The sequence below is a fragment of the Shewanella sp. FDAARGOS_354 genome, assembly GCF_002209245.2.
GTDB lineage: Bacteria > Pseudomonadota > Gammaproteobacteria > Enterobacterales > Shewanellaceae > Shewanella > Shewanella xiamenensis.
This window is the reverse complement of sequence record NZ_CP022089.2, coordinates 2,454,484-2,474,634: the sequence shown is the minus strand read 5'-3', so window position 1 is coordinate 2,474,634 and position 20,151 is coordinate 2,454,484. Positions and strand designations below refer to the sequence as shown.

General features: G+C 46.6%; 17 protein-coding genes. 6 read left to right on the top strand and 11 right to left on the bottom strand.

The window, feature by feature from the left end; all coding sequences use genetic code 11:
* Positions 1–21: 21 nt before the first annotated feature.
* The 3 genes from CEQ32_RS11215 to CEQ32_RS11205 all read right to left on the bottom strand — a co-directional run bounded on the left by CEQ32_RS11215 (position 22) and on the right by CEQ32_RS11205 (position 2,201).
* Positions 22–459, bottom strand: a complete 438-nt coding sequence (locus tag CEQ32_RS11215) for an ExbD/TolR family protein (RefSeq protein ID WP_088586031.1) — start codon at positions 457–459, stop codon at positions 22–24.
* Entirely contained in the window at positions 456–1,199 is a 744-nt protein-coding gene (locus CEQ32_RS11210) for a MotA/TolQ/ExbB proton channel family protein (RefSeq protein WP_226871904.1), read from the bottom strand. Before CEQ32_RS11210 ends, CEQ32_RS11215 begins: the two co-directional genes overlap by 4 nt.
* A gap of 96 nt (positions 1,200–1,295) precedes the next feature.
* On the bottom strand, positions 1,296–2,201 hold the full coding sequence (locus CEQ32_RS11205) for an energy transducer TonB (RefSeq protein ID WP_088586982.1): 906 nt from the start codon (positions 2,199–2,201) through the stop codon (positions 1,296–1,298).
* Positions 2,202–2,446: 245 nt separating this feature from the next.
* Between CEQ32_RS11205 and CEQ32_RS11200 the strand changes: the two genes are divergently transcribed.
* The 4 genes from CEQ32_RS11200 to CEQ32_RS11185 all read left to right on the top strand — a co-directional run bounded on the left by CEQ32_RS11200 (position 2,447) and on the right by CEQ32_RS11185 (position 7,791).
* Positions 2,447–4,540, top strand: a complete 2,094-nt coding sequence (locus tag CEQ32_RS11200; RefSeq protein WP_088586029.1) for a TonB-dependent hemoglobin/transferrin/lactoferrin family receptor — start codon at positions 2,447–2,449, stop codon at positions 4,538–4,540.
* A 99-nt stretch (positions 4,541–4,639) separates the two neighbouring features.
* The gene (gene hutX, locus CEQ32_RS11195) at positions 4,640–5,125 is read left to right on the top strand and encodes a heme utilization cystosolic carrier protein HutX (RefSeq protein ID WP_374978430.1); all 486 of its coding nucleotides are present in this window, start codon (positions 4,640–4,642) and stop codon (positions 5,123–5,125) included.
* Between the two features lie 33 nt (positions 5,126–5,158).
* Positions 5,159–5,716: a heme utilization protein HutZ gene (hutZ, locus tag CEQ32_RS11190; RefSeq protein ID WP_037427099.1), complete on the top strand. Its 558-nt coding sequence runs from the start codon at positions 5,159–5,161 to the stop codon at positions 5,714–5,716.
* A 287-nt stretch (positions 5,717–6,003) separates the two neighbouring features.
* On the top strand, positions 6,004–7,791 hold the full coding sequence (locus tag CEQ32_RS11185) for an ABC transporter ATP-binding protein/permease (protein ID WP_088586027.1): 1,788 nt from the start codon (positions 6,004–6,006) through the stop codon (positions 7,789–7,791).
* A gap of 93 nt (positions 7,792–7,884) precedes the next feature.
* On the opposite strand, the gene CEQ32_RS11180 is transcribed toward CEQ32_RS11185, so the two are convergent.
* The 4 genes from CEQ32_RS11180 to CEQ32_RS11165 all read right to left on the bottom strand — a co-directional run bounded on the left by CEQ32_RS11180 (position 7,885) and on the right by CEQ32_RS11165 (position 13,966).
* Positions 7,885–9,489: a long-chain-fatty-acid--CoA ligase gene (locus CEQ32_RS11180; protein ID WP_088586026.1), complete on the bottom strand. Its 1,605-nt coding sequence runs from the start codon at positions 9,487–9,489 to the stop codon at positions 7,885–7,887.
* A gap of 368 nt (positions 9,490–9,857) precedes the next feature.
* Positions 9,858–11,291 (bottom strand): cytochrome c oxidase accessory protein CcoG, encoded by a 1,434-nt coding sequence (gene ccoG, locus CEQ32_RS11175; protein WP_088586025.1) that lies wholly within the window; start codon positions 11,289–11,291, stop codon positions 9,858–9,860.
* A 159-nt stretch (positions 11,292–11,450) separates the two neighbouring features.
* Entirely contained in the window at positions 11,451–12,917 is a 1,467-nt protein-coding gene (locus CEQ32_RS11170) for a sigma-54 interaction domain-containing protein (RefSeq protein WP_088586024.1), read from the bottom strand.
* Positions 12,918–13,420: 503 nt separating this feature from the next.
* Positions 13,421–13,966, bottom strand: a complete 546-nt coding sequence (locus CEQ32_RS11165) for a thioredoxin family protein (protein ID WP_037427092.1) — start codon at positions 13,964–13,966, stop codon at positions 13,421–13,423.
* A gap of 203 nt (positions 13,967–14,169) precedes the next feature.
* On the opposite strand from CEQ32_RS11165, the gene CEQ32_RS11160 reads away from it, so the two are divergent.
* Both CEQ32_RS11160 and CEQ32_RS11155 read left to right on the top strand, forming a co-directional pair.
* On the top strand, positions 14,170–15,720 hold the full coding sequence (locus tag CEQ32_RS11160) for a S10 family peptidase (protein ID WP_226770030.1): 1,551 nt from the start codon (positions 14,170–14,172) through the stop codon (positions 15,718–15,720).
* 86 nt (positions 15,721–15,806) lie between these two features.
* Positions 15,807–16,427, top strand: coding sequence for a LysE family translocator (locus CEQ32_RS11155; protein WP_037421487.1), 621 nt, complete (start codon positions 15,807–15,809; stop codon positions 16,425–16,427).
* 7 nt (positions 16,428–16,434) lie between these two features.
* Here CEQ32_RS11155 and CEQ32_RS11150 read toward each other — a convergent pair whose 3' ends face one another.
* From CEQ32_RS11150 to CEQ32_RS11135, 4 genes are all read right to left on the bottom strand, one after another.
* Positions 16,435–16,731, bottom strand: coding sequence for a hypothetical protein (locus tag CEQ32_RS11150; RefSeq protein WP_037415058.1), 297 nt, complete (start codon positions 16,729–16,731; stop codon positions 16,435–16,437).
* A 346-nt stretch (positions 16,732–17,077) separates the two neighbouring features.
* Entirely contained in the window at positions 17,078–17,842 is a 765-nt protein-coding gene (locus CEQ32_RS11145; protein WP_088586022.1) for a 23S rRNA pseudouridine(2604) synthase RluF, read from the bottom strand.
* Between the two features lie 11 nt (positions 17,843–17,853).
* Complete coding sequence (locus CEQ32_RS11140) at positions 17,854–18,549, bottom strand: hypothetical protein (protein WP_088586021.1); 696 nt, start codon at positions 18,547–18,549, stop codon at positions 17,854–17,856.
* 192 nt (positions 18,550–18,741) lie between these two features.
* On the bottom strand, positions 18,742–20,079 hold the full coding sequence (locus CEQ32_RS11135) for a Na+/H+ antiporter NhaC family protein (protein ID WP_088586020.1): 1,338 nt from the start codon (positions 20,077–20,079) through the stop codon (positions 18,742–18,744).
* Positions 20,080–20,151 lie beyond the last annotated feature (72 nt).

Below are 20,151 nucleotides of genomic sequence, written 5' to 3'. Positions count from 1 at the left end.
CGATTGAGTTAAGGTTTAGGGTTAATGTTCCATCAAAATTTGGGTTTGATTAATGGCGTTGCCCTGCAAAAGTGCCAGTAGCTGCATTAGCGGTTCAACTGGCGCGGCTTTATCGGCAGCAATAATGACGGTGGCCTGTGGTTGAGCCGTTAACTGCGCTTCAAAGGCTGTAGTAAACGCGGTTAAATCAGCAAATTTTTCGCCATTAATCGCCCAGTAGGGTGAAGTCGCCATAATATTGATGGCTATCGATTGCTTATGCTCGAATGCAGTAATGGCGTTGCTTGGGCTTTGAGGTACATCAACGGGTAAGCTCAGCAAACGGCTATTTGCGGTGAGCAACAGAAACACTAAAACAATAAAAATAATATCAATCAATGCCGTAAGATCGATGCTGGGCAGTGGCTCTAAGGCACTGATCCCTGCTTGGGGTAACGACGTGTGGTGAGTGCTTATCATGGCTGAGACTCAAGAGATGCGGCGTGTGGAGTGTTAGGTGTTTGATTCGCCTGATTTCCTAGAGCGAATGCCTGATATAAGTCCTGCTCAAGTGGCTGCTTGTCTACACCGGATAACCATAAGTTAATTTGATTCAGCACATGGCTCGCTTTTAAGCATTGGCTATGCGCCCAAATCCCGAATAAATGGGCGGCGGTAATAGTCGGCACCGCAATAATAAGGCCTGCTGCGGTAGTATTCATCGCCAGCCCAAGCCCCGCACTGAGTTGCGCGGGTGTGACTGGCCCTTGGGACTGGCCAAGTTGGGCAAACATGTCAATTAACCCAAGTACTGTGCCGAGTAACCCCAGTAGCGGACTAATAATCCCTATCACTTGCAAAATCTTAAGGCCCGCTTGCAGCTCCCTTTGTTGTTTATTCAGCCATAGACTGAGTAATTCTTCCCTGAGTGGTTTGGGTTGATGTGCTTGCGCTAACAGCAGTGTTGCGCCACTGGCCAGTAAATCCTGCTGATGGCTGGTTTTAGAGAGTAAAGCTTGAATGTTTTCGCTTGTCGGTTTGGCATCAGAGTGGCGTAGCTCTTTAACCCAAGCTTGTTTTTTTGGGGAGATTGACGCTACGGATTGTTGTAAAAACAGTGCGCTACGCTCAAGGCAAATCATCAAGGCAAGGAATGCACATATCAGCAAAGGCCAGGTGAGTGAACCGAGCTGGCCATGTAGGGTAGAAAAGTCAGTCATAAGCGGTGAGTCTCTATAGTTAGATCTGTTATCAAGCATTCAGCCAAATTCGTTGCAATAGGATTAGCGTGGTTAAGCGATTGCATCGCCACAGGATCAATTTAAGGCGAAGCGAATCGGTACCCTCACCTTGTAATGGCTCGCCAGTTTTGGGCTTGGCGCCTCAAACTGCCAAGTCTCTACCGCCTCTAGTGCCGCTTGATCCAGCAGGCTGACACCAGAGCTTTTGACTAACGTGAGGGCGAGCTGTTGTCCAAATTCGTTAAACATCACTTCAATTGTTGCGGTTCCTTCCAAGCCTTTTTTGCGCGCCATACGCGGGTATGTTGGTTGGGGAGGTTGACTGGCAAAAGTGGGTGTTGCCAGCTCGATAACCTCGGGAGTGGCTTTGGTGTTCTTGCTGGCACTTGTGGGCGTCACATCGCTGTTGTTAATAGCTGCATTATCTTGAGTCTTGATTTCTGCCATTTGCGATATCTCTCGCTCAGAAGATTTTGCTATTTCTTCTGTTTCTTGTTGATGCAGTGTATTTGCAGCCATTAGCTTCATAGCCGTTGTCGCATCTGCCTTAGAGGATGTGTTCGGCGTTGGCTTGTTTTGTTCAGCGGATTTAACAGTTTGCGGCTTAGCTGTGGTCGGTTCGTGGGCTTGCCTTGCCATTTCAGTTGTCGCCGTATCAGTTCGTTTTGGCGCCGTTTGGCGCTTACTGGCATTAGCTACCTTGGCATTAGACGAGCTTGCATTAGGCACATTTTGGGAGATCGTATCCACGGGATCTGCATTCGCTGGCGTACTTTTTAGCTCAGATATGACCGCTGATTTTTCCACTGAATGATGTGCTGCAAAGCTTAAGGTAACCGCTTTGTTTACCTCATTGAATGCGTGCATTTGAGCAAATTCGTTAAGATTCTTCGGTAATGAAATCGAAGGCTGCGAAGCTATAACCCCCGTTTGAATCGCAACAGTTAATGCGCCAAAAGCTAAATATCGTTTTGGTGTCACGGCAAACCTTCCCATTCCCAAAGCATTCACTCATCAATCATTGCTAATTAAGATACACAAATATAAATAAGATCGCAAATGATAATGATTTTCATTTGATCAATTTTATATTCTCAGTTAGAGTGCCTGCAATTGCTAAAGTGAATGCTCAAAAAACTAGCAAAATGCCAAGGTAGGCGAATGACTGTTACGAGTCTTTTTAGATACTAATTGATTAATAAAATTAATAATTTGAGGAAGATAATATGAACAAAAAGCCGTTAGTGATCGCCGTTGCGATGGCACTAAGTAGTACGGCGCTAAGTTTTGCGTTAGCGGCTGAAGAAGGCGTCAAACCCTCTGCGGTTCAGAAGAGTGCTGAACAGGGGGTTGTCGAAACTGAATTTGATGAAGTGTTAGTGAGTGCGACGCGTTTGAGTGAGAAAGTGTCTGAAACCAGTCGAAGTGTGGCAGTTGTCGCAGAAGAGCAGCTTAACGTTTCACAGGCTTCATCGGTTGCCGAAGTATTAAAAAACGAAGCGAATATTAACTTAACAAATGGCCCAAGAGCGACCTCTCAGGGCGTCGAAATTCGTGGTTTAAGCGGTGATCGTGTTTTACAAACGATCGATGGTGCAAGGCAAAATACTAGTTCGGGCCATCGCGGTTCCTATTTTATGGACCCTGAACTACTTAAATCTATCGAGGTGATCCGAGGTCCTGCCAGTAGTTTGTGGGGCAGTGGTGCCCTCGGCGGTGTTGTTGCACAAAATACTAAGTCTGCTCAGGATTTTTTAGCGCCAAATGAAACCTTTGGTGGTTATGTCAAACAAGGCTATGACACCAATGGCGACCGCACTAAAACCAGCGCCGCAGTCTATGGCCAGCAAGCAACAGTCGATTGGTTGCTCAATGGCAGTTATGTTGATTCCAACAATATTAATACCGGCAATGATGAAACCTTAGTCAACAGCGCTTCTTCAGGAAGCAGTGGACTGGCTAAATTCGGCTGGCAGGCTGATAAAGCCTCACGCTTAGCGTTATCGGCAAGAGTTAACAAGATTAATGAATTGGTGCCAAGTAATCCTTCTGCGGCAGTGAGTAGCTCAGTGCCTTTAGTGCGCCGCAAAACGGACGATCAAAATATCACCCTCAATTACAGCTTAGCGCCAGCCAATAATCCTTATTTGGATACTCATGTGCAGGTTTATTGGAATAGCACAGATTACGACGAAGACCGTGTCACTAAAGGCCAATTAGATAGTACTGAATACCGCACCGTTGGCATTAATTTGAACAATAGTTCTCAACTCGGTAACACTAAGTTGACCTACGGTGTTGATGGCTATCGCGATACCCTTAAAACCGTTAGAGACGATAAGGGACAGGTTGGGCAGCGTCCTGAGGATATTGATGGCGAAACAACGGTATGGGGAGCTTTTACTCGGGCGGATGTGCAACTGACACAAACGGTAAACCTCGATGCTGCTTTGCGTTATGACAGTTTTAAAAACCAGAGTCATAACCTTAATGCATCTGCTGATGATACTGAGCTATCTCCTTCACTTGGATTAAGTTGGCAAACGCAGCCATGGCTGACCTTAAGTGCGCGCTATGATCAGGCCTTCCGAGCGCCGACGGTGGAGGAAATGTTCTCTAGCGGTACCCATTACTGCATTCCGCCAATACCGGGTTTTTTACCCCAAGGGTTATGTAACACCTTTGCGACAAATCCTAGCCTAAAGTCAGAAGTGGCCCGTAATAAAGAGCTTAAAGCTGACCTTCGCTTCAATGACTTAGCTGGTGATGATGAGTTAGCCATTACCTTAAACATCTTCCGTAATGATGTGGACGATTTTATTGTTCAGCAAGTCTCTAATCCATATCGGGGGATACCAGGACTTGAGCAAACAACCTCGTGGAACAACGTGGAAGACGCTCAATTAACGGGCTTTGAGCTCAGTGGTCGTTATCGTATTGGACAAACGCGTTTAGCGATGAATTATGGTCAAACCCGCGGAGAAGACCGTAACACTGGCGATTATATCGAAGGGATGCCAGCCAATAAGTTTAATGTCGACTTGTCCCAAGGGATTATGGAAGGCGATATGAAGCTAGGCACGCGAGTGACCTATGTTGCCAGCCAAGCGAATACACCCAAAGGTTACAGTGTTGCAAAATATGATGAATACACCCTTTGGGATGTGTATCTAGCATGGGAGCCCGCGATGGGCGTAATGTCGGGCCTGAGAGTTGATTTTGCCATTGAAAACATTGGTGATGAGAAGTATCTGCAGGCATGGCAAACCTTGTATCAGCCCGGCCGTAATATGAAGCTGTCTGCACGCTACATGTTCTAAACCTTGGGATAGAGGATCTAGGAAATGACCCAAACAGTCGACATTGAAAACACGGATAACGTGCTGAGTCGCCGAGATTCAAATGCTGAAACCCAGCAAATGTTGCGGCAACGATTTGAAACTCAACCAGATTTAATGCCTGTACAGTTGGCGAGTGAATTAGGGATTGCCGAGCTTGAGGTGGTTACCGCCTTACCTCAAGCGCAGCGAGTGTTTTTACCTTTGGCCCATATGGACGAGTTACTACAAAGCTTACCCGAGTGGGGTTCGTTAACTACCATAGTGATGCTTTCGGGCAGTGTATTTGAATTTAAAGGCGATTTTCCCCAAGGAAAATTTGCCCATGGCTACTACAACCTCTACAGCAAAGGGGATGGCTTACATGGCCATCTTAAATTGGATGGCATGCGGGCGATAGCCTTGATCAGCAGACCTTTTAGGGGCAGCGAGAGCCATTCCATTAACTTTTTTGGACCTCAGGGTGAAGTGGTATTTAAAGTTTATTTAGGACGTGACAAGCAAAGAGTGCTTTTTCCTGAGCAAGTGCGCCGTTTTAAAGCGCTGGCCGCTACCTTTGCTGATTAACATTGATGAACGTAATTTATTGAGGAAACCAATATGAAGCCTGACATTTCCGAGCAAGAACAGCGTTTAAGGGACAAACTGTTACCTGAAATAGAGGTCTTTAAACAGCAACGTAAAACCTTACAACTCGCCACCGTCGATACCGATGGTCAACCTAATGCCAGTTACGCGCCATTTGCCTTAGCAGACGATGGTTTTTATATCTTGGTGAGTGACTTAGCGCGCCACGGCCATAATCTTAAACAGTCTACTAAAGTGTCTGTGATGCTGGTGGAGGATGAAGTCGAAGCCAAATCTGTATTCGCCCGCAAACGATTAACCTTTGATGCCATGGCTCAAGCGGTTGCACGTGATACGCCCTCGTTTAGCAAAGGAGTCAGCCTGTTATCTAAACGTTTTGGCGACATGTCGGATAATTTGGCAGCGCTGACGGACTTTAACCTGTACAAGTTAGCGCCCCATCAAGGATTGTATGTCAAAGGCTTTGGCCAAGCCTTTACTCTTACAGGCAGTGAATTACTCGATGTGAACTGGAAGCGTGATGGTCACCATGGCACCCCAAAAACGCCTGAAGATATGCAGGTAGCTTAGATATCTGTGTTTTACACTTCTGTACTTTGATCTTGCCCTACTCAAGGCGCAATCATAAACCCGCTATCAATGCGGGTTTATTTTTGGCTTTTATATTCTTAGCCTTGAATTTTTGCTTTGCTAGCATCACTTTGGTTATCGTGTGCGCTTTCTTGTGTGCTCAGTTCATTGTCATTTGTGCTAAGTTGAATGACAAATAAAGCCGAAGGATAACAAGAGTGAACAAACCGCTCATAGAGCCCACCGATTCGAGCATTCCACCTCTTCGACCATTATTGGAGTCCATTGTGTCTCAACAATCTTCACACACCTCGGTTCGCCAACGGGCGGTATTGCCCTGGCTTTGGCAATTTCTTAAGCCCTATCGCCTGCGGGTGGTAGCGGCGATTGTATTTCTGTTGATTGGTTCCTTGGCCTGGCTATCCCTCGGGCAGGGCGTGCGGTTGATGGTGGACGAAGGCTTTATTAAGGATAACGCCCAGCGTCTCAATGAAATTATTCTGTTGGTGCTGCTGATCACCGCCGTGAGTGGCACCGCGGTGTTTTGCCGTTTTTATCAGATGACTTGGCTCGGCGAGCGGGTCAGTGCCGATATAAGGCTTGCGGTTTATAATCAATTACTTAAATTATCTCCGGCATTTTATGCCAAGGTGCGCACTGGTGAGGTGATTTCGCGTTTTACCGCCGATTCAACCTTACTGCAAACCGTTGTCGGCTCGAGTCTTTCTATGGCACTGCGCTCCGGCGTGACGGTTATTGGTGGGCTGGCGATGATGGGGATCACCAGCGTGAAGATGACACTACTGGTGTTACTGGCCGTGCCTTTGGTGTTGGGGCCTGTCGGTTTCTTTGGCAGAAAGGTGCGCACCTTAGCGCGCGAGAGCCAAGATAGGGTGGCGGATCTCGGTGCCTATGTGGATGAAACCTTGCATGAGATCCACACAGTGCAGGCCTATGGCCATGAGGATAAGGACCGCAGTTTATTTAACGGCCGTGTCGAAGATGTGATGACCGCCGCCAGCGGCCGCATTCGTTACCGCGCGCTGCTGATTTCTTCAGTGATGTTCCTCAGTATTGCTGCCATTGCGCTAGTGACTTGGGTCGGCGCCCACGATGTGATGTCGGGTAAGATGACGGGCGGCGAACTCTCAGCCTTTATGTTTTATGCGGTCATGGTGGCAGGCGCGGTTGCGACCATTAGTGAAGTGGTCGGGGAAATCCAACGTGCCTCGGGCGCCGCAGAACGCTTAATCGAATTAGCCGAAACTGAGGTCGATATTCCGGCGCCACTGGTGCCTAAAACTCTGCCAGATAAAGTACGCGGCGAGCTGCAACTGCAACAACTTAACTTCCATTATCCCGAGCAAACTCAGTTAGTGCTCAGCGACTTAGACCTTGTAATAAATGCCGGCGAGCGGGTGGCTTTGGTCGGCCCGAGTGGTGCCGGCAAGAGCACGCTATTTCAGTTATTGCAGCGGTTTTATGTGCCGTCATCTGGCAGTATCTTATTGGATGGGATTGATATTGCTGCGCTTTCACCACAGGATTTGCGGGCGCAGTTTGCACTGGTGCCGCAGGACTCAGTGATTTTTGCTACTAGTGTGCTAGAAAATGTGCGCTATGGCCGCGTTGATGCCAACGAGCAGGAAGTGATCGATGCCTGTATTGCGGCCCGTGCCCATGAGTTTATCAGTGAATTTAATGAAGGTTATCAAACCTATTTGGGTGAGCGCGGTGTGCGCTTATCTGGCGGGCAAAAACAACGTATTGCCATTGCGAGGGCCATTTTAGCCGACAGACCTATCCTATTACTCGATGAGGCCACCAGTGCACTCGATGCCTTGAGTGAGCAAAAAGTGAAGCAGGCGCTTGATGAGTTAATGGCGGGTAAAACTACGCTGATCATCGCCCATCGGCTTGCAACCGTAATTAATGCCGATCGAATTATTGTGTTTGATAAGGGGCGAATTGTTGCCAGTGGTAAGCATCAAACTCTAATGCAAACCAATGCCTTATATCGAGAGTTTGCCAGTTTGCAGCTGCTAACGGATGAGGTTAACCCATTGAGCGAGTAAGACTTGGATTGGGTAAAGAGGCTCAAATAAAACCCCAGAGTGTTGCTCTGGGGTTTTATTTGATTTAAAGCCGTTCAAATTACTTAATGGTTTTTAAGGCTGATTTTTGAGTTCTCTACGCAGAATCTTACCCACAGTACTCTTAGGCAACTGCGGCATAAATTCAATCAACTTAGGCAGTTTGTAGGCAGTGAGTTGCTCGCGGCAGAAGTTGATGATGGTGGTTTTCATCAGGTCAGGGTCTTGGCTGTCATCCTTGAGCACGATACAGGCTTTGACTGCTTCTCCCGAGTGTTCATCCTTTACGCCAACTACGGCGCATTCGATGATATTTGGGTGGCTAGCAAGCACGTTTTCGACTTCATTAGGATAGACGTTAAAGCCGGAGACAATAATCATATCCTTTTTACGATCAACGATTTGATGGAAGCCTTCCTCGTTCAGAATCGCAATATCCCCCGTTTTAAAGAAACCATCAGCCGTCATCACATTGGCCGTTTCTTGGGGATTATTCCAATAACCTAGCATCACCTGTGGGCCACGGGCGGCGAGCTCACCGGCTTCCCCTTGCGCGACTTCATTACCGTTTTCGTCTAACAGTTTGACTTCAGTGCCGAGAACGGGCTTACCGATAGTACCAATCTTTTGATATTCCGGGGCATTGAGCGAGATCACTGGCGAGGTCTCGGATAAGCCATAACCTTCGCTAATGGTATTACCCGTGGTTTGTTGCCACAGATTGGCAGCCGCAGCGGTCAGCGCTGTGCCACCTGAAATAGTGATTTTTAAATGGCTAAAATCTAGCGCCTTAAATTCGGGTTGATGGCACAGGGCGACAAATAAGGTGTTAAGCCCTGCAAAACCGGTGAAGGGGTATTTCGCCAGCGTCTTGATTAAGCCATTAATATCACGGGGGTTAGGGATTAATACCGAGCAACCGCCACATTCAAAATACAGCACCAAGTTCACCATAAAGGCGTAGATATGGTAAATCGGCAGTGGCGCGACAAAGGTATCTTCCCCTTCGGTGATAACACTGCCGATGCGGGATTTTACCTGCGCCGCATTGGCGAGCATATTACCGTGGGTCAGCATTGCGCCCTTAGAAAGACCCGTTGTGCCACCGGTATATTGCAGCGCGGCTAAATCGCCTAAGGCGGGCATAAAGCGCGTAAACGGTAGCTCTGCACCTTGTTTTAATACGTGACAGAATTCGACATTTTTAAGCCCCGTTTTGGGCTGAACTTGTGGATCGATAAGATCTAACGGGTGGGTCGAAATCACCAATTCAATTGGTGTGGTTGCAACCACTTTGGCGAGGGTTGGCAACAGATCTGACAATACCACTAAGGCCTTAGCGCCTGAGTCATTAAACTGATGGATAAGCTCACGTTCAGTATAAAGCGGGTTAGTGTTGACGAGAATCAGGCCTGCTCGTAGTGCACCATAGGCGGCGATGACGAATTGGGTAATATTGGGTAATTGAATCGCGATCCGATCGCCAGGTTTTAGGTTAGTGTTATTCTGCAAATAGGCGGCAAAATAGCGTGAATCACGTTCTATCTCATTGAAGCTACTGCTTTTACCTAAGCAAGCATATGCGGTTTTATCGCCAAAGCGTTGGCTAGTGCGTTCGATTAAGTCTATGAGTGAAGAGTATTTGCCAAGTTCGAGTTGTGACTCTTGATCGTATGCCATGCCTAACTACCTCAAATCGGTTTAGTCGTTATTATTATTTTAAAATCAAACGAGTGTTTAGATTAGAAGGATTCAACCTATAAGGTCAATGTTTATCGCCAAATAATTCTATCCAAAGATTGCTACTATCTTTATGTTAAAAATAGTGTTTTTACTCTATATGGGCGGAGTAGAGTTAAGTCTTTATTAACTCGGGTATATTAGGGCGTGTTGATGTTTTAGGGGCATTTTTATAGCAATTGTTAGCTGAATTGGGGGAAAGAAAAGGGCGCGCAATAGGATGTGGCCATTTTAAAAACCAATAAGACGCTCAATCGATGGCGTCTTATTGGTTGTCTACGGCTAAATGGGAGCATTGAGGCTATGAATTAAGGGCTAAAGAAGCCGGTTTCTTGGCTGACGCTTTGTTTGGGTTCGTTGACATCAGTTACCGAGAATTCGATAAGTTTGCGTCCCGCAGGGATTGCATTCTTATCGGCTAATACTGTCACGGGGTAATCTGCTTGTTCACCTGCCGCGAGGGTGATTACCGGGTCGGCAATTAAGCTGAATGGCATTTCGCTGTTGACCGCGAGTTGGTATTGCTTGGTTTGTTGAGTCTTGTTACGGATCTTCAGCTGGTAGGTATTTTCCACTTTGTTATCGGCGGTTTCGCGGTACAGACTCTGTCTGTCGCGAATGACGTTAAGCTGAATCTCACTGCGACTGGAGAGATCTAAACCTATCACAACCAACATAATAACAACGGCAGCGCCGTAACCTAAAAAGCGTGGCGAGCGCAAATTGGAATGGGCGACACCTTTTAATTCATTCTCGCTAACATAGCTAATAAGGTTTTGTTTGTATTCGAATTTTTGCATGGTTTCATTGCAGGCATCGACACAGGCGCCGCAGTTAATGCACTCGTATTGGAGGCCTTGGCGAATATCAATCCCCGTCGGGCAGACCTCAACACATAAATTACAGTCAACACAATCACCGAGTTCGGTTTGTTGCTTGCGTTTACGGGGGCCGCGGGCTTCGCCGCGTGCGGCATCATAGGTCACGGTTTTGGTGTTGGCATCGAACATCACGGCCTGAAAACGCGCATAGGGACAGCAGTGTAAGCACATTTGTTCGCGCATCCAGCCAGCGTTTAAGTAAGTGCAAATCGCGAAAAACCATACCCAGCAGGTTGTCCAAAAGCCGGCGTTGCCAGTAAAAATATCCAAGTAGAGTTCACGGGCTGGGATGAAGTAACTGATAAATCCACAGCCAGTAATCAAGGCGGCTAATCCCCACAGGCTGTGTTTGAGCGTTCTTTTACTGAGTTTACTCGCAGACCATGGCGCCTTATCGAGCAACTTGCGTTTATTGCTGTTACCCTCAATTTGGCTTTCGAGCCAGACAAACATAAAGGTCCACGCGGTTTGTGGGCAAAGATAGCCGCACCAGACCCGTCCCCAAAACACGGTTATAAAAAAGAGGCCAAAAGCCGCGGCAATAAACACCCAAGCGAGTAAGGTGAAATCCTGTGGCCAGAGCGTGAGGCCAAAAAAGAAGAATTGTTGCTGACTCACATCCAGCAGTATCGCTTGCCGACCATCAAATGAAATAAACGGCAGTGCAAAAAACAGCAGTACTAACAGGCTATTCATTGTGGTTCTGAGACGCTGAAAATAGCCTTTCTGCTCTCGGAAATGAATCTGGCCACTGCTTTTGTGTGCAGGCTTATCTTCCGCCTGGATATTTTTTACCGGGATAAATTGCTCGGCAGAGGGATGTTTGGCGTTCTCTCTGTGTTGGGTGTCACTCTTGGGCATATGCTGTCCTAACGGCTTAAATAAGATTCGGCTCCCTATAGCAAGCGTTAGGCCAAAATAATTTGCATTTAACTATTTGATATTTATTGATTTAAATTAGATTGGTTTTTATGTGTGTCGCGATATATCGTCAATTGGCGATATATCGCGTTTTTGAGACTATTCATCATTAGTGATTTGACGTGTAATCCCGAGCTTCTTCATTCGCGATCTGAGGGTACTTGGCGGGACGCCGAGTACACTGGCTGCGCCGTTTGCGCCCGAAATACGCCAGTTCAGCAGTTTTAATGTTTGCTCAATATGCTGTGCTTCTGCCTCGGCCAAGGTTTGTAATGGTGAAGCCGCGGTTTGAGTCTGTAGGTGATTCGTGGGCATGGCATGGATATGTAAAATATCCGTTTGAGATAATATAGCCTCACGCTCAAGGATATTCTGCAATTCGCGCACATTACCAGGCCAGCTGTAGGCCATTAATTTTTTTAGGCCTTTTTGACTTACCCCTCGGATTTTTTTACCCAGCTTACGGTTAAGGGAGTGCAGTATATGGCTGACAAGCTCGGGCATATCCTCCAGTCTCGCCCTCAGCGGTGGCACTTGAATTGGGAAGACATTCAAGCGGTAATAGAGATCCATTCGAAATAAGCCCTGTTCAACGCGTTTGAGTAAATCATGATGACTGGCGGCGACTAAGCGAATATTCACCTTGACGGTTTCGCTGCCGCCGAGTCGCTCAAAGGATTGCTCTTGGATCACTCGCAGTAACTTAGATTGCGCCTCCAAACTTAATTCGGCCACCTCATCGAGAAACAGGGTGCCTTGATGGGCAAGTTCGAAGCGGCCCTTGCGCTGTTGAGTCGCACCCGTAAAGGCGCCTTTCTCATGGCCAAACAGCTCACTCTCTAACAGTGAGGCTGAAAATGCCGCGCAGTTAACGCTGATCATGGGCTTATCTTTGCGGCGACTCAGTTGATGTAAGTTGCGGGCAACCAGCTCTTTGCCTGTGCCATTCTCGCCACAAATCAATACGGTACTGTCGGTATTGGCCACCATATGCAGTTGCTGGATCATATGGCGGATCACTGCGCTACTGCCCGAAATATCCACATCGCCAGTCTTATCGGCTAACTCGGCTTGGAGATAATGATTCTCGCTGGCCAGTTGCTCCGACAGAGCTTGAACCTGTGCTAAAGCCTGGCGTAGCGACTGCTCGGTTTGTTTTTGAATACTGATGTCACGAAATATCGCGACTACACCGATAAGTTTGTTGTCCCGATAGACGGGCGTAGAGCTGTAATACACGGGAAAGCTGCTGCCATCCTTACGCCAAAACACATCGTGGGTAATTTCCCTTGCAATCCCATCCTTTAAGGTGTTGTAGATGGGGCAATCTTCCTGGGGATAATGACTGCCATCCGCATGGCTATGATGATGGCAATTATGGATATTTTTGCCGAGTAACTCTTCATTCTTCCAGCCCGTCATGCGCTCGGCGGCGGGATTGATAAAGACAGCATTGCCATTTAAATCAAACCCATAAATGCCTTCACCCACGGCATTGAGCAGTAACTGATTCTCTGGCAGAAAATGTTTATCCAAGGGCATTACGGCGGGCTGTGTTGATGTCATTCCGTTGATTCCTTAATACGAATGAGTGCCTAGAGTATAACCCCTTGAGTCGTGTCGCGATATATCGCGAGTTGCTTTGTCATGTTTGAATAGAATGGTTTTGAGGCTAGCTTAGAGGTCTGACCATTAACTTGTTGATAATAAAAAGCTTATATTTTAATCAATAGAAAGTTTTATTTAGTGCTGGCTTAAATTGCTGAATTGTTATAAAAATGTTTCATAAATATTATTGGCAAGGTTGAAATAGACCAGTGCGCTTACCCTTATATGGGAATATGCATTACTTCGCTAAGATATTTATTTAAGTAACTCGCTAGTTATAAAACTATTTTTATAGTGTTTTGGGGTTAGACGGCTGTTGAGAGTACGGAGTGATTTTCTGCCCACCTTTCCGGAAAATTGCTTTCTACTGATTTGAAGTGTGCAAAAAGGCTGCGATGCAGCCTTTTTTATTGCGCTCTAATACTCCATTTTTGAAGATTAAGCCAAATAAGCAAAATAGATTACAAGGCTTTAGCCTGAGCTAAGCCATTAAGCACGGCATCGATGGTGAGTTTTGACGGTAGTACTATGCCGTTAGGCGCCCTTGGACCATAGACCTTATTGTAAGGTGTACCCGGTACTCCTTCATGTTGCATGTAGTTCGCGATGGTGGAATCGGCTTCGCTCCAATTTCCCTGCATCAAAATAATCTTGTCGGCCATCAGTGCATTCACCACTTGCTCCCTATGGGTGACTTCAGCCTTATTGGTTTGGCAAATGCTGCACCAGTCTGAGGTGATATCCACAAACACTGTGTAGCCTTGGGCGACCAGTGGGGCGATTTTTTCGGGGGCCAGCGTGCGCCACTGTAGCTTTTGATAGGCTTGATAATCTTCGCCTTTATGCACAAAACCGATAATTCCGCCTAGGCCAACGGCGAAAAATCCCAACACAAAAATCACCGCCAGTGGAATGCGCTTACCTTTGCTACGTTGCCAGATTAACAGACCAATCGCGCCCACAAGTAATGCGAGAATGACCAGACTGATGAGAGTGATAGTGCCCATAGATGCCTACATAAGTTTCCGATAATCCATTCTATCTTAGCGGCTAACAGCTTAAATCTGCGTGAATTTATGTTTTAAAAGCCGATTAAACCTTTGACGCATTCAGTTGCAATTGTGCTTTTGCGCCGAGTGCACAGTCTTTGTAAGCTGGTGCACTAATAAAAAGACCACAAAATAATGACTACAGAAGGGAAGGATAATTGATGCGAGTGCTAAATAAAAAGTCAACGCCCGCAGGGCTAACATGGGCAAGTATGTTGCTGCCCTTGTTATTTACTGTGTCCATGGTCGGCCATGCCGAGCCTGCTCAAAAAGGCGAAGCCAAAGTGGATAAGTTAGTGCCAGAGGTGGTGACCACTAAGCATAAAATGACGATTCAAAATCAGAAGATCAGTTATCAAGCCATTAGTGGGGAGACCATTTTAGAGGATGATAAGGGTGAGCCTCAGGCCAGTATTTTTTCTATTACTTATTTAAGGGATGATGTGCAGGACAGCAGTAAACGTCCGGTTACGTTTATTTTTAACGGTGGCCCAGGTTCAGCCTCGCTTTGGCTGCACATGGGACTCTTTGGGCCCAAACGCGTGATTGTGCCCGATGATGCCAAAGATGATGGTGCGGCACCTTATCGGATTGAAGCTAACGATTACTCATTACTCGATGAATCTGACTTAGTGTTTATCGATCCTGTGGGTACCGGTTTTAGCCGCGCCCTTGGTGAGAAGAAAGGCACCGATTTTTGGGGCGTAAAAGAAGATGCCCAATCCATTGCCGAGTTTATCCGCCGTTGGTTGATTGAACATAAGCGTTGGAATTCGCCCAAATACCTTGCCGGTGAAAGCTATGGTACGACGCGAGCCGCGGCATTAGTGGATGAACTTCAAGGCGGCTGGACCGATATCTCTGTCAATGGCGTGATGCTGATTTCATCGATTCTCGACTTTAGTCACGCTCGCTATCAACCGGGTAACAACCAACCCTACATTGGTTTTTTACCGACTATGGCGGCGACTGCGTTTTATCACAATAAAGTCAGTGATGCCGATAAGGCCTTGGGGCTCGAAGCATTTGTCGAACAGGCGCGTCAATTTGCTATTAAGGATTACGCCTTAGCCCTATTACAGGGCAGCCGTTTAGCGCAAAGTGATTATCAAGCTGTACGCAAACAGTTGGCGCGTTTTACGGGCCTGAGTGAGTCCTACCTCGACAGAGTAAATTTACGGGTGAGTGCGAGTCGCTATACCAAGGAATTGCTCAGGGATCAGGATTTGACCATCGGGCGGTTAGACAGTCGCTATACTGGCAAAGATTACGATAGTGGTGGTGACTCGACCGATAACGACCCGTCAGGATATGGTATTGATGGTGCTTATACAGCGGCTATCCATCAATATCTGTATGAGGATTTAGGGGTTAAATTATCACGCCCCTTCAACGTGCTTTCCACCGATGTTAACCGTGGCTGGAACTGGAATATTAGCGGTAAACAAATGCATTATGTGAATGTGGCACCCTATTTAGGGCAGGCGCAGCGCGAGAATAAAGACTTGCGTATTTTTGTCGGTAACGGATATTTTGATTTCGCAACGCCCTTCTTTGCGACTGAAAATACCTTTGCCGATAACGGCATTGATAATAGCCGCGTCACTATGCATTACTACAAGGCGGGTCATATGATGTATGTAGAGCCTGCATCGCTTGCGCAACTGGTGCAAGATATTCGCGCTTTTTATCATCCCAACGGGGTGAAATGAGAGTGACCGTATTGCTAGGCCAGTGTTAAACTGCCACTCCTGTGAAGGCCCTTTTGAGGGCCTTTTTATGCTTTAAAGGGTTGAAAATGAGCTTTAGTACTTGGTTGGGACTATTGGCGATTTGTTGCTTGGGCGCTATGTCCCCTGGGCCGAGTTTGGCGATGGTCGTGCGTCATACTTTAGGCGGTGGTCGCGGGAAAGGGATTGTGTGTGCTTGGGCGCACTCGATTGGCATAGGGGTCTATGCGCTAGTCACGCTACTTGGTCTTGCGGTAATGCTGAAAAATGCGCCTTTGGTTTTTAATGGGATAGCGATTTTAGGCGCGCTCTATCTGGCATGGATGGGGATCCAAGCATTACGCTCAAACGGTGGCATGCAGGCAAAACTTACGGCGGGGGAGGCGACGGATACACTTACAGCGGCGCGCGATGGTATCGCGATTTCCCTGTTCAATCCTAAGATTATGCTGTTCTTTTTAGCGCTGTTTAGCCAATTTGTGATGGTTGCAGATAGTTTTACAGGTCAAGCACTTATCGTACTAACACCACTGGTAGTTGATGGGCTCTGGTACACCTTAATTGCGTTAGTGTTGTCCCATTCGAGTGTATTGCCTAAGTTGCGGGAAAAAGCGGGCTTGATTGATAAACTTTCTGGTGTGGTATTGATTCTGCTGGCAATACGGGTGCTGTATAGCCTCTATGTGTAGTTGTTCACTATTTTTGGAGCATATAACTAGGATTGCCCGCCAAATAGCTAGTACCGCTAAAATTAGGTTTCACGCATCTTACGGCGCCATCTAACATTGCTAATTCTTGAAATTCCGAAGTAAGAAATAGCTTTATGTGGCAATGGAGATCTTGGGATTCATGTTTAAATACTGCCAGCAGATTCTCAGGGCTACCAGCTTGTTGATAAACTTTGGTTAGGTGATATTGATGTGCGCTTAATGTTGATTGTGATATAAGCGCATCACCCAAATTCACAATAAACCACTCACATGTTGAAAGCATAATAATTTACCTTACCTGAACTCGGGGTAACGAGTGTCGAAAAAATCTAAATTTAACAAACTAAATCAATGCTATAAATGATTTTTTTGAAAGGAAAAATCTTTTCTTTCTGACTGAGTGCGCAGATTTTTGCGTATATCAAGGCGCTCAGTCGTACGGCATCGCGAGCTATGGTTAGACAGAGCAACGCACAGAGGCCCGAAAAGATGCCTATTCAGCGGCTCTACTTATCCCGAGCTCAGGTTACCTCGTTAGCGCTGCACAGTGTAAAATCTTTTAGCTGAATAAATGGTTTATGGGGCGTAACGTCACATTGGTCTGAGATTCGTTACCACACCTCATCTGACTATATCGCTAGTGCGGCTTTTAGCGTTGTAATTTCAGTGGGTGTTAGCGGTCGCATTTCTCCCTCTGGTAGAGTGTTTAGTGTGTTTGTTGCTGCTTTGCTTTCTGTACAATTATCTTCGCTTACTGTTTCAAGGCTGAGTGTCATTAAGGCCACTCGCTGTAAATCGATAACCTTATAACCTAAGGCGCTGGACATCCGCCGAATTTGCCGATTTAAGCCTTGGATCAGCACTATTTCAAATTTATCTTCACTAAGCCTACGAACGTTACAGGGGAGAGTATCTACCTCTTTGTACTTTACGCCGCTGGCCATTAGCTTAATAAACTCATCGGTGAAGGCCCTCTCTAGCTGCACATGATAGGTTTTACTGTGGGCAAAACTGGGGTGCATCAGTTTGTGGGTGAGTTCGCCATCGTTAGTGAGCAGCAATAATCCGCGGGAATCCTTATCTAATCTGCCGACGGGGTAGAGTCTTGGTGTTGGTGGCAGTAAGTGGAGCAAGCTGGATTTATCGTCTTTGAGTAAACGGCAATCTGTACCTACGGCCTTATTGAATAGCCAATAGGTAGGAGTTTCGCTGCCTAATACAGGCTTTGCATCCAAGCAAATACTATCAAGGCATTGACCATCTGCATCGAGCTGGACTGGGTCGTGATGTGTGGCAATCTTACCATTTCGCGTAATGCGTCCTGCCTCAATTAAGCGGCAGGCTTCTCGGCGTGAACTGAGGCCACATTGGGCAAGGTATTTAGCTAGACGCATAAATAATTAAGTTAAAACGGGTGATGGACTTGGGCGCGATAATACAGGATTTTGGATAAACGACGCATCGCAAATGCAAGGCTTAAGCACCAAATAATATTGAGGTTCGTTTGCAGCCACATATTGGTACTAACCAAACAGAAATGATTGTCTATATCACAGGGCGGAAAATCCAGTTGGCTCCAATCCAGTTGTAAACTCAGGCTAATAGCGCTGATAAAACTTAATAAACTCAAGTAAAACAAGGGCCTTGGGCAGATAAATTTAGGAACGACTCCGGCAATAATCACTAAGGCATGCAAGGTTAGCGTGCTTAAGAGATAGCTAGTGGAAACCAGTCTATGCATGGTTAAAAAGTTAATCGGAAAAATGCCCATCAAAATCACCGAAGTGCCAACCCAAACTCCTGTGAGTGCAATATATTGGCTAAAGCTATCGAGCTTGAGTAAGTACAGCCCAGCCATTGAGATCAGCATGCAAATCCCTGCGGCCAATAATCCTAAATTAAACACATAGGCAAGGGGCGAATGGGTATAGTCCCCTAAAAAATCGGCGCGGATAAATAGGGCGCTAACGCCCATGGTTTGGTATTGTCCATACAGCGCGACCATCACTCCTATCGCACTGAGCAGTGCGGCTCCCACAATCAACCAAGTGATTAGGCGATGTAAATCGTAAAAACTGGGTTCACGCTGTCTTGGATTCATTTGGTTTTTAATGAATAGTGGTGTGGGTTAAGGGGCAAGGTTGAATAATCGGGTGTAACTTGCCTGAATCCCTTCATGATGGCAAGTATTCTAAATAATGGTAAATTTTTAACCTTTAAAACAAAGGGAGCCAGTCAAGTGGCTCCCTTTGTTTTGTGTTGCTTTCAATAAACCTTGTGATACTTAACTACATCAGTGGCGTTTACGGAAAATGACAATTGCAATGGCTACTGCTGCGAGGATCATGCAATACCATGCATGGGACACGGCTGCTAGCGGTGTGATGCTAAATGTCGAGGCGATTAACAGCGCTTGTGCACCATAGGGTATTAACCCTTGGATAATACAGGCAAAAATATCGAGTACACTGGCAGCTCGTTTAGGTGTTACGCCGTGTTTTTCTGCAAGATCTTTCGCAATGTCACCAGTGACAACAATCGACACCGTATTGTTAGCAACGCAGCTATTGGTCACGGCTACAATTCCCGCCATCCCTAATTCTGCCGCGCGGCATGAGGCTTCGCCTTGAGCTTTTGAGAAACGGGTGATGAGCTTTTCAATCTGTTTGCTCACAAAGGCTAAACCACCTTGTTGCTGCATCAGCGCGGCTAAACCACCGACTAACATCGACAGGATAAAAATTTCCTGCATATTGCTAAAGCCCGCGTAGATATCCTTACCAAATTGGATTACGCCATAGTCCATCGTCAGCAAGCCAGTGGCACCCGCAAGCAGTATGCCTAAGGTTAAGACGACAAATACGTTTAGTCCTGCAACTGCTAATACTAGAATCGTCAGGTAAGGAATCACCTTAATAAAGTCGATATCTTGAGCGGCTAGAGCGGCTTGGCCTTGTCCTGCGATGACAAAGGCAACAAAGGTCAGCAGTGAAGCTGGGATGGCAAAAATCAGGTTCTCGCGGAATTTATCTTTCATATCACAGCCTTGAGTTCGAGTGGCCGCAATCGTGGTATCCGAAATAATTGAGAGGTTATCACCAAACAGTGCGCCAGACATCACGGCGCCGGCCATCAGGGCATAATCAATTTGTGCCTGATCGGCAACGCCTAAGGCGATAGGTGCCACGGCGGCGATCGTGCCCATAGAGGTACCCATGGCCGTTGCAATAAAGGCGGCAATCACAAAAAAGCCTGGCAGTAATAGGTTTGAGGGAATAAGAGATAAACCTAAGGCTACGGTTGCATCGACACCGCCAGTGGCTTTCGCTACCGCCGCAAAGCCGCCAGCCAGCAAGTAAATTAAACACATGGCAATAATATTGCTATGGCCAATTCCACCAATAAAGGTATCAATGGCTTGATTTAATTTTTGCTTTGATAGCACCAAAGCCAAAATAATGGCCGGCAGAATAGCGATAACACTCGGTAATTGATAGAAAGCAAAGTCCACACCTTGGCTTTGGAAATAGACGCCTGCGCCAATAAACAGACTTAAAAAAACGAATAAGGGTAATAGGGCAACAAATGATGCCGGGTTACTCGGTGCAGTGGTTTGGGTTGATTGACTCAATGTAATTTCTCTTTTACTCGGCGGGTTGTCTGCGTGCTCCTTGGCAGTCAAACTCGCTCTAAATCTATGTCG

Coding starts and splice junctions, on each gene's coding strand:
- CEQ32_RS11160 (WP_226770030.1), top strand. CDS start 14,170: ATGCGAGTGCTAAATAAAAAGTCAACGCCCGCAGGGCTAACATGGGCA.
- CEQ32_RS11150 (WP_037415058.1), bottom strand. CDS start 16,731: ATGCTTTCAACATGTGAGTGGTTTATTGTGAATTTGGGTGATGCGCTT.
- CEQ32_RS11140 (WP_088586021.1), bottom strand. CDS start 18,549: ATGAATCCAAGACAGCGTGAACCCAGTTTTTACGATTTACATCGCCTA.
- CEQ32_RS11145 (WP_088586022.1), bottom strand. CDS start 17,842: ATGCGTCTAGCTAAATACCTTGCCCAATGTGGCCTCAGTTCACGCCGA.
- CEQ32_RS11170 (WP_088586024.1), bottom strand. CDS start 12,917: ATGACATCAACACAGCCCGCCGTAATGCCCTTGGATAAACATTTTCTG.
- CEQ32_RS11180 (WP_088586026.1), bottom strand. CDS start 9,489: ATGGCATACGATCAAGAGTCACAACTCGAACTTGGCAAATACTCTTCA.
- CEQ32_RS11215 (WP_088586031.1), bottom strand. CDS start 459: ATGATAAGCACTCACCACACGTCGTTACCCCAAGCAGGGATCAGTGCC.
- hutX (WP_374978430.1), top strand. CDS start 4,640: ATGTTGCGGCAACGATTTGAAACTCAACCAGATTTAATGCCTGTACAG.
- hutZ (WP_037427099.1), top strand. CDS start 5,159: ATGAAGCCTGACATTTCCGAGCAAGAACAGCGTTTAAGGGACAAACTG.
- CEQ32_RS11165 (WP_037427092.1), bottom strand. CDS start 13,966: ATGGGCACTATCACTCTCATCAGTCTGGTCATTCTCGCATTACTTGTG.
- CEQ32_RS11155 (WP_037421487.1), top strand. CDS start 15,807: ATGAGCTTTAGTACTTGGTTGGGACTATTGGCGATTTGTTGCTTGGGC.
- CEQ32_RS11210 (WP_226871904.1), bottom strand. CDS start 1,199: ATGACTGACTTTTCTACCCTACATGGCCAGCTCGGTTCACTCACCTGG.
- ccoG (WP_088586025.1), bottom strand. CDS start 11,291: ATGCCCAAGAGTGACACCCAACACAGAGAGAACGCCAAACATCCCTCT.
- CEQ32_RS11200 (WP_088586029.1), top strand. CDS start 2,447: ATGAACAAAAAGCCGTTAGTGATCGCCGTTGCGATGGCACTAAGTAGT.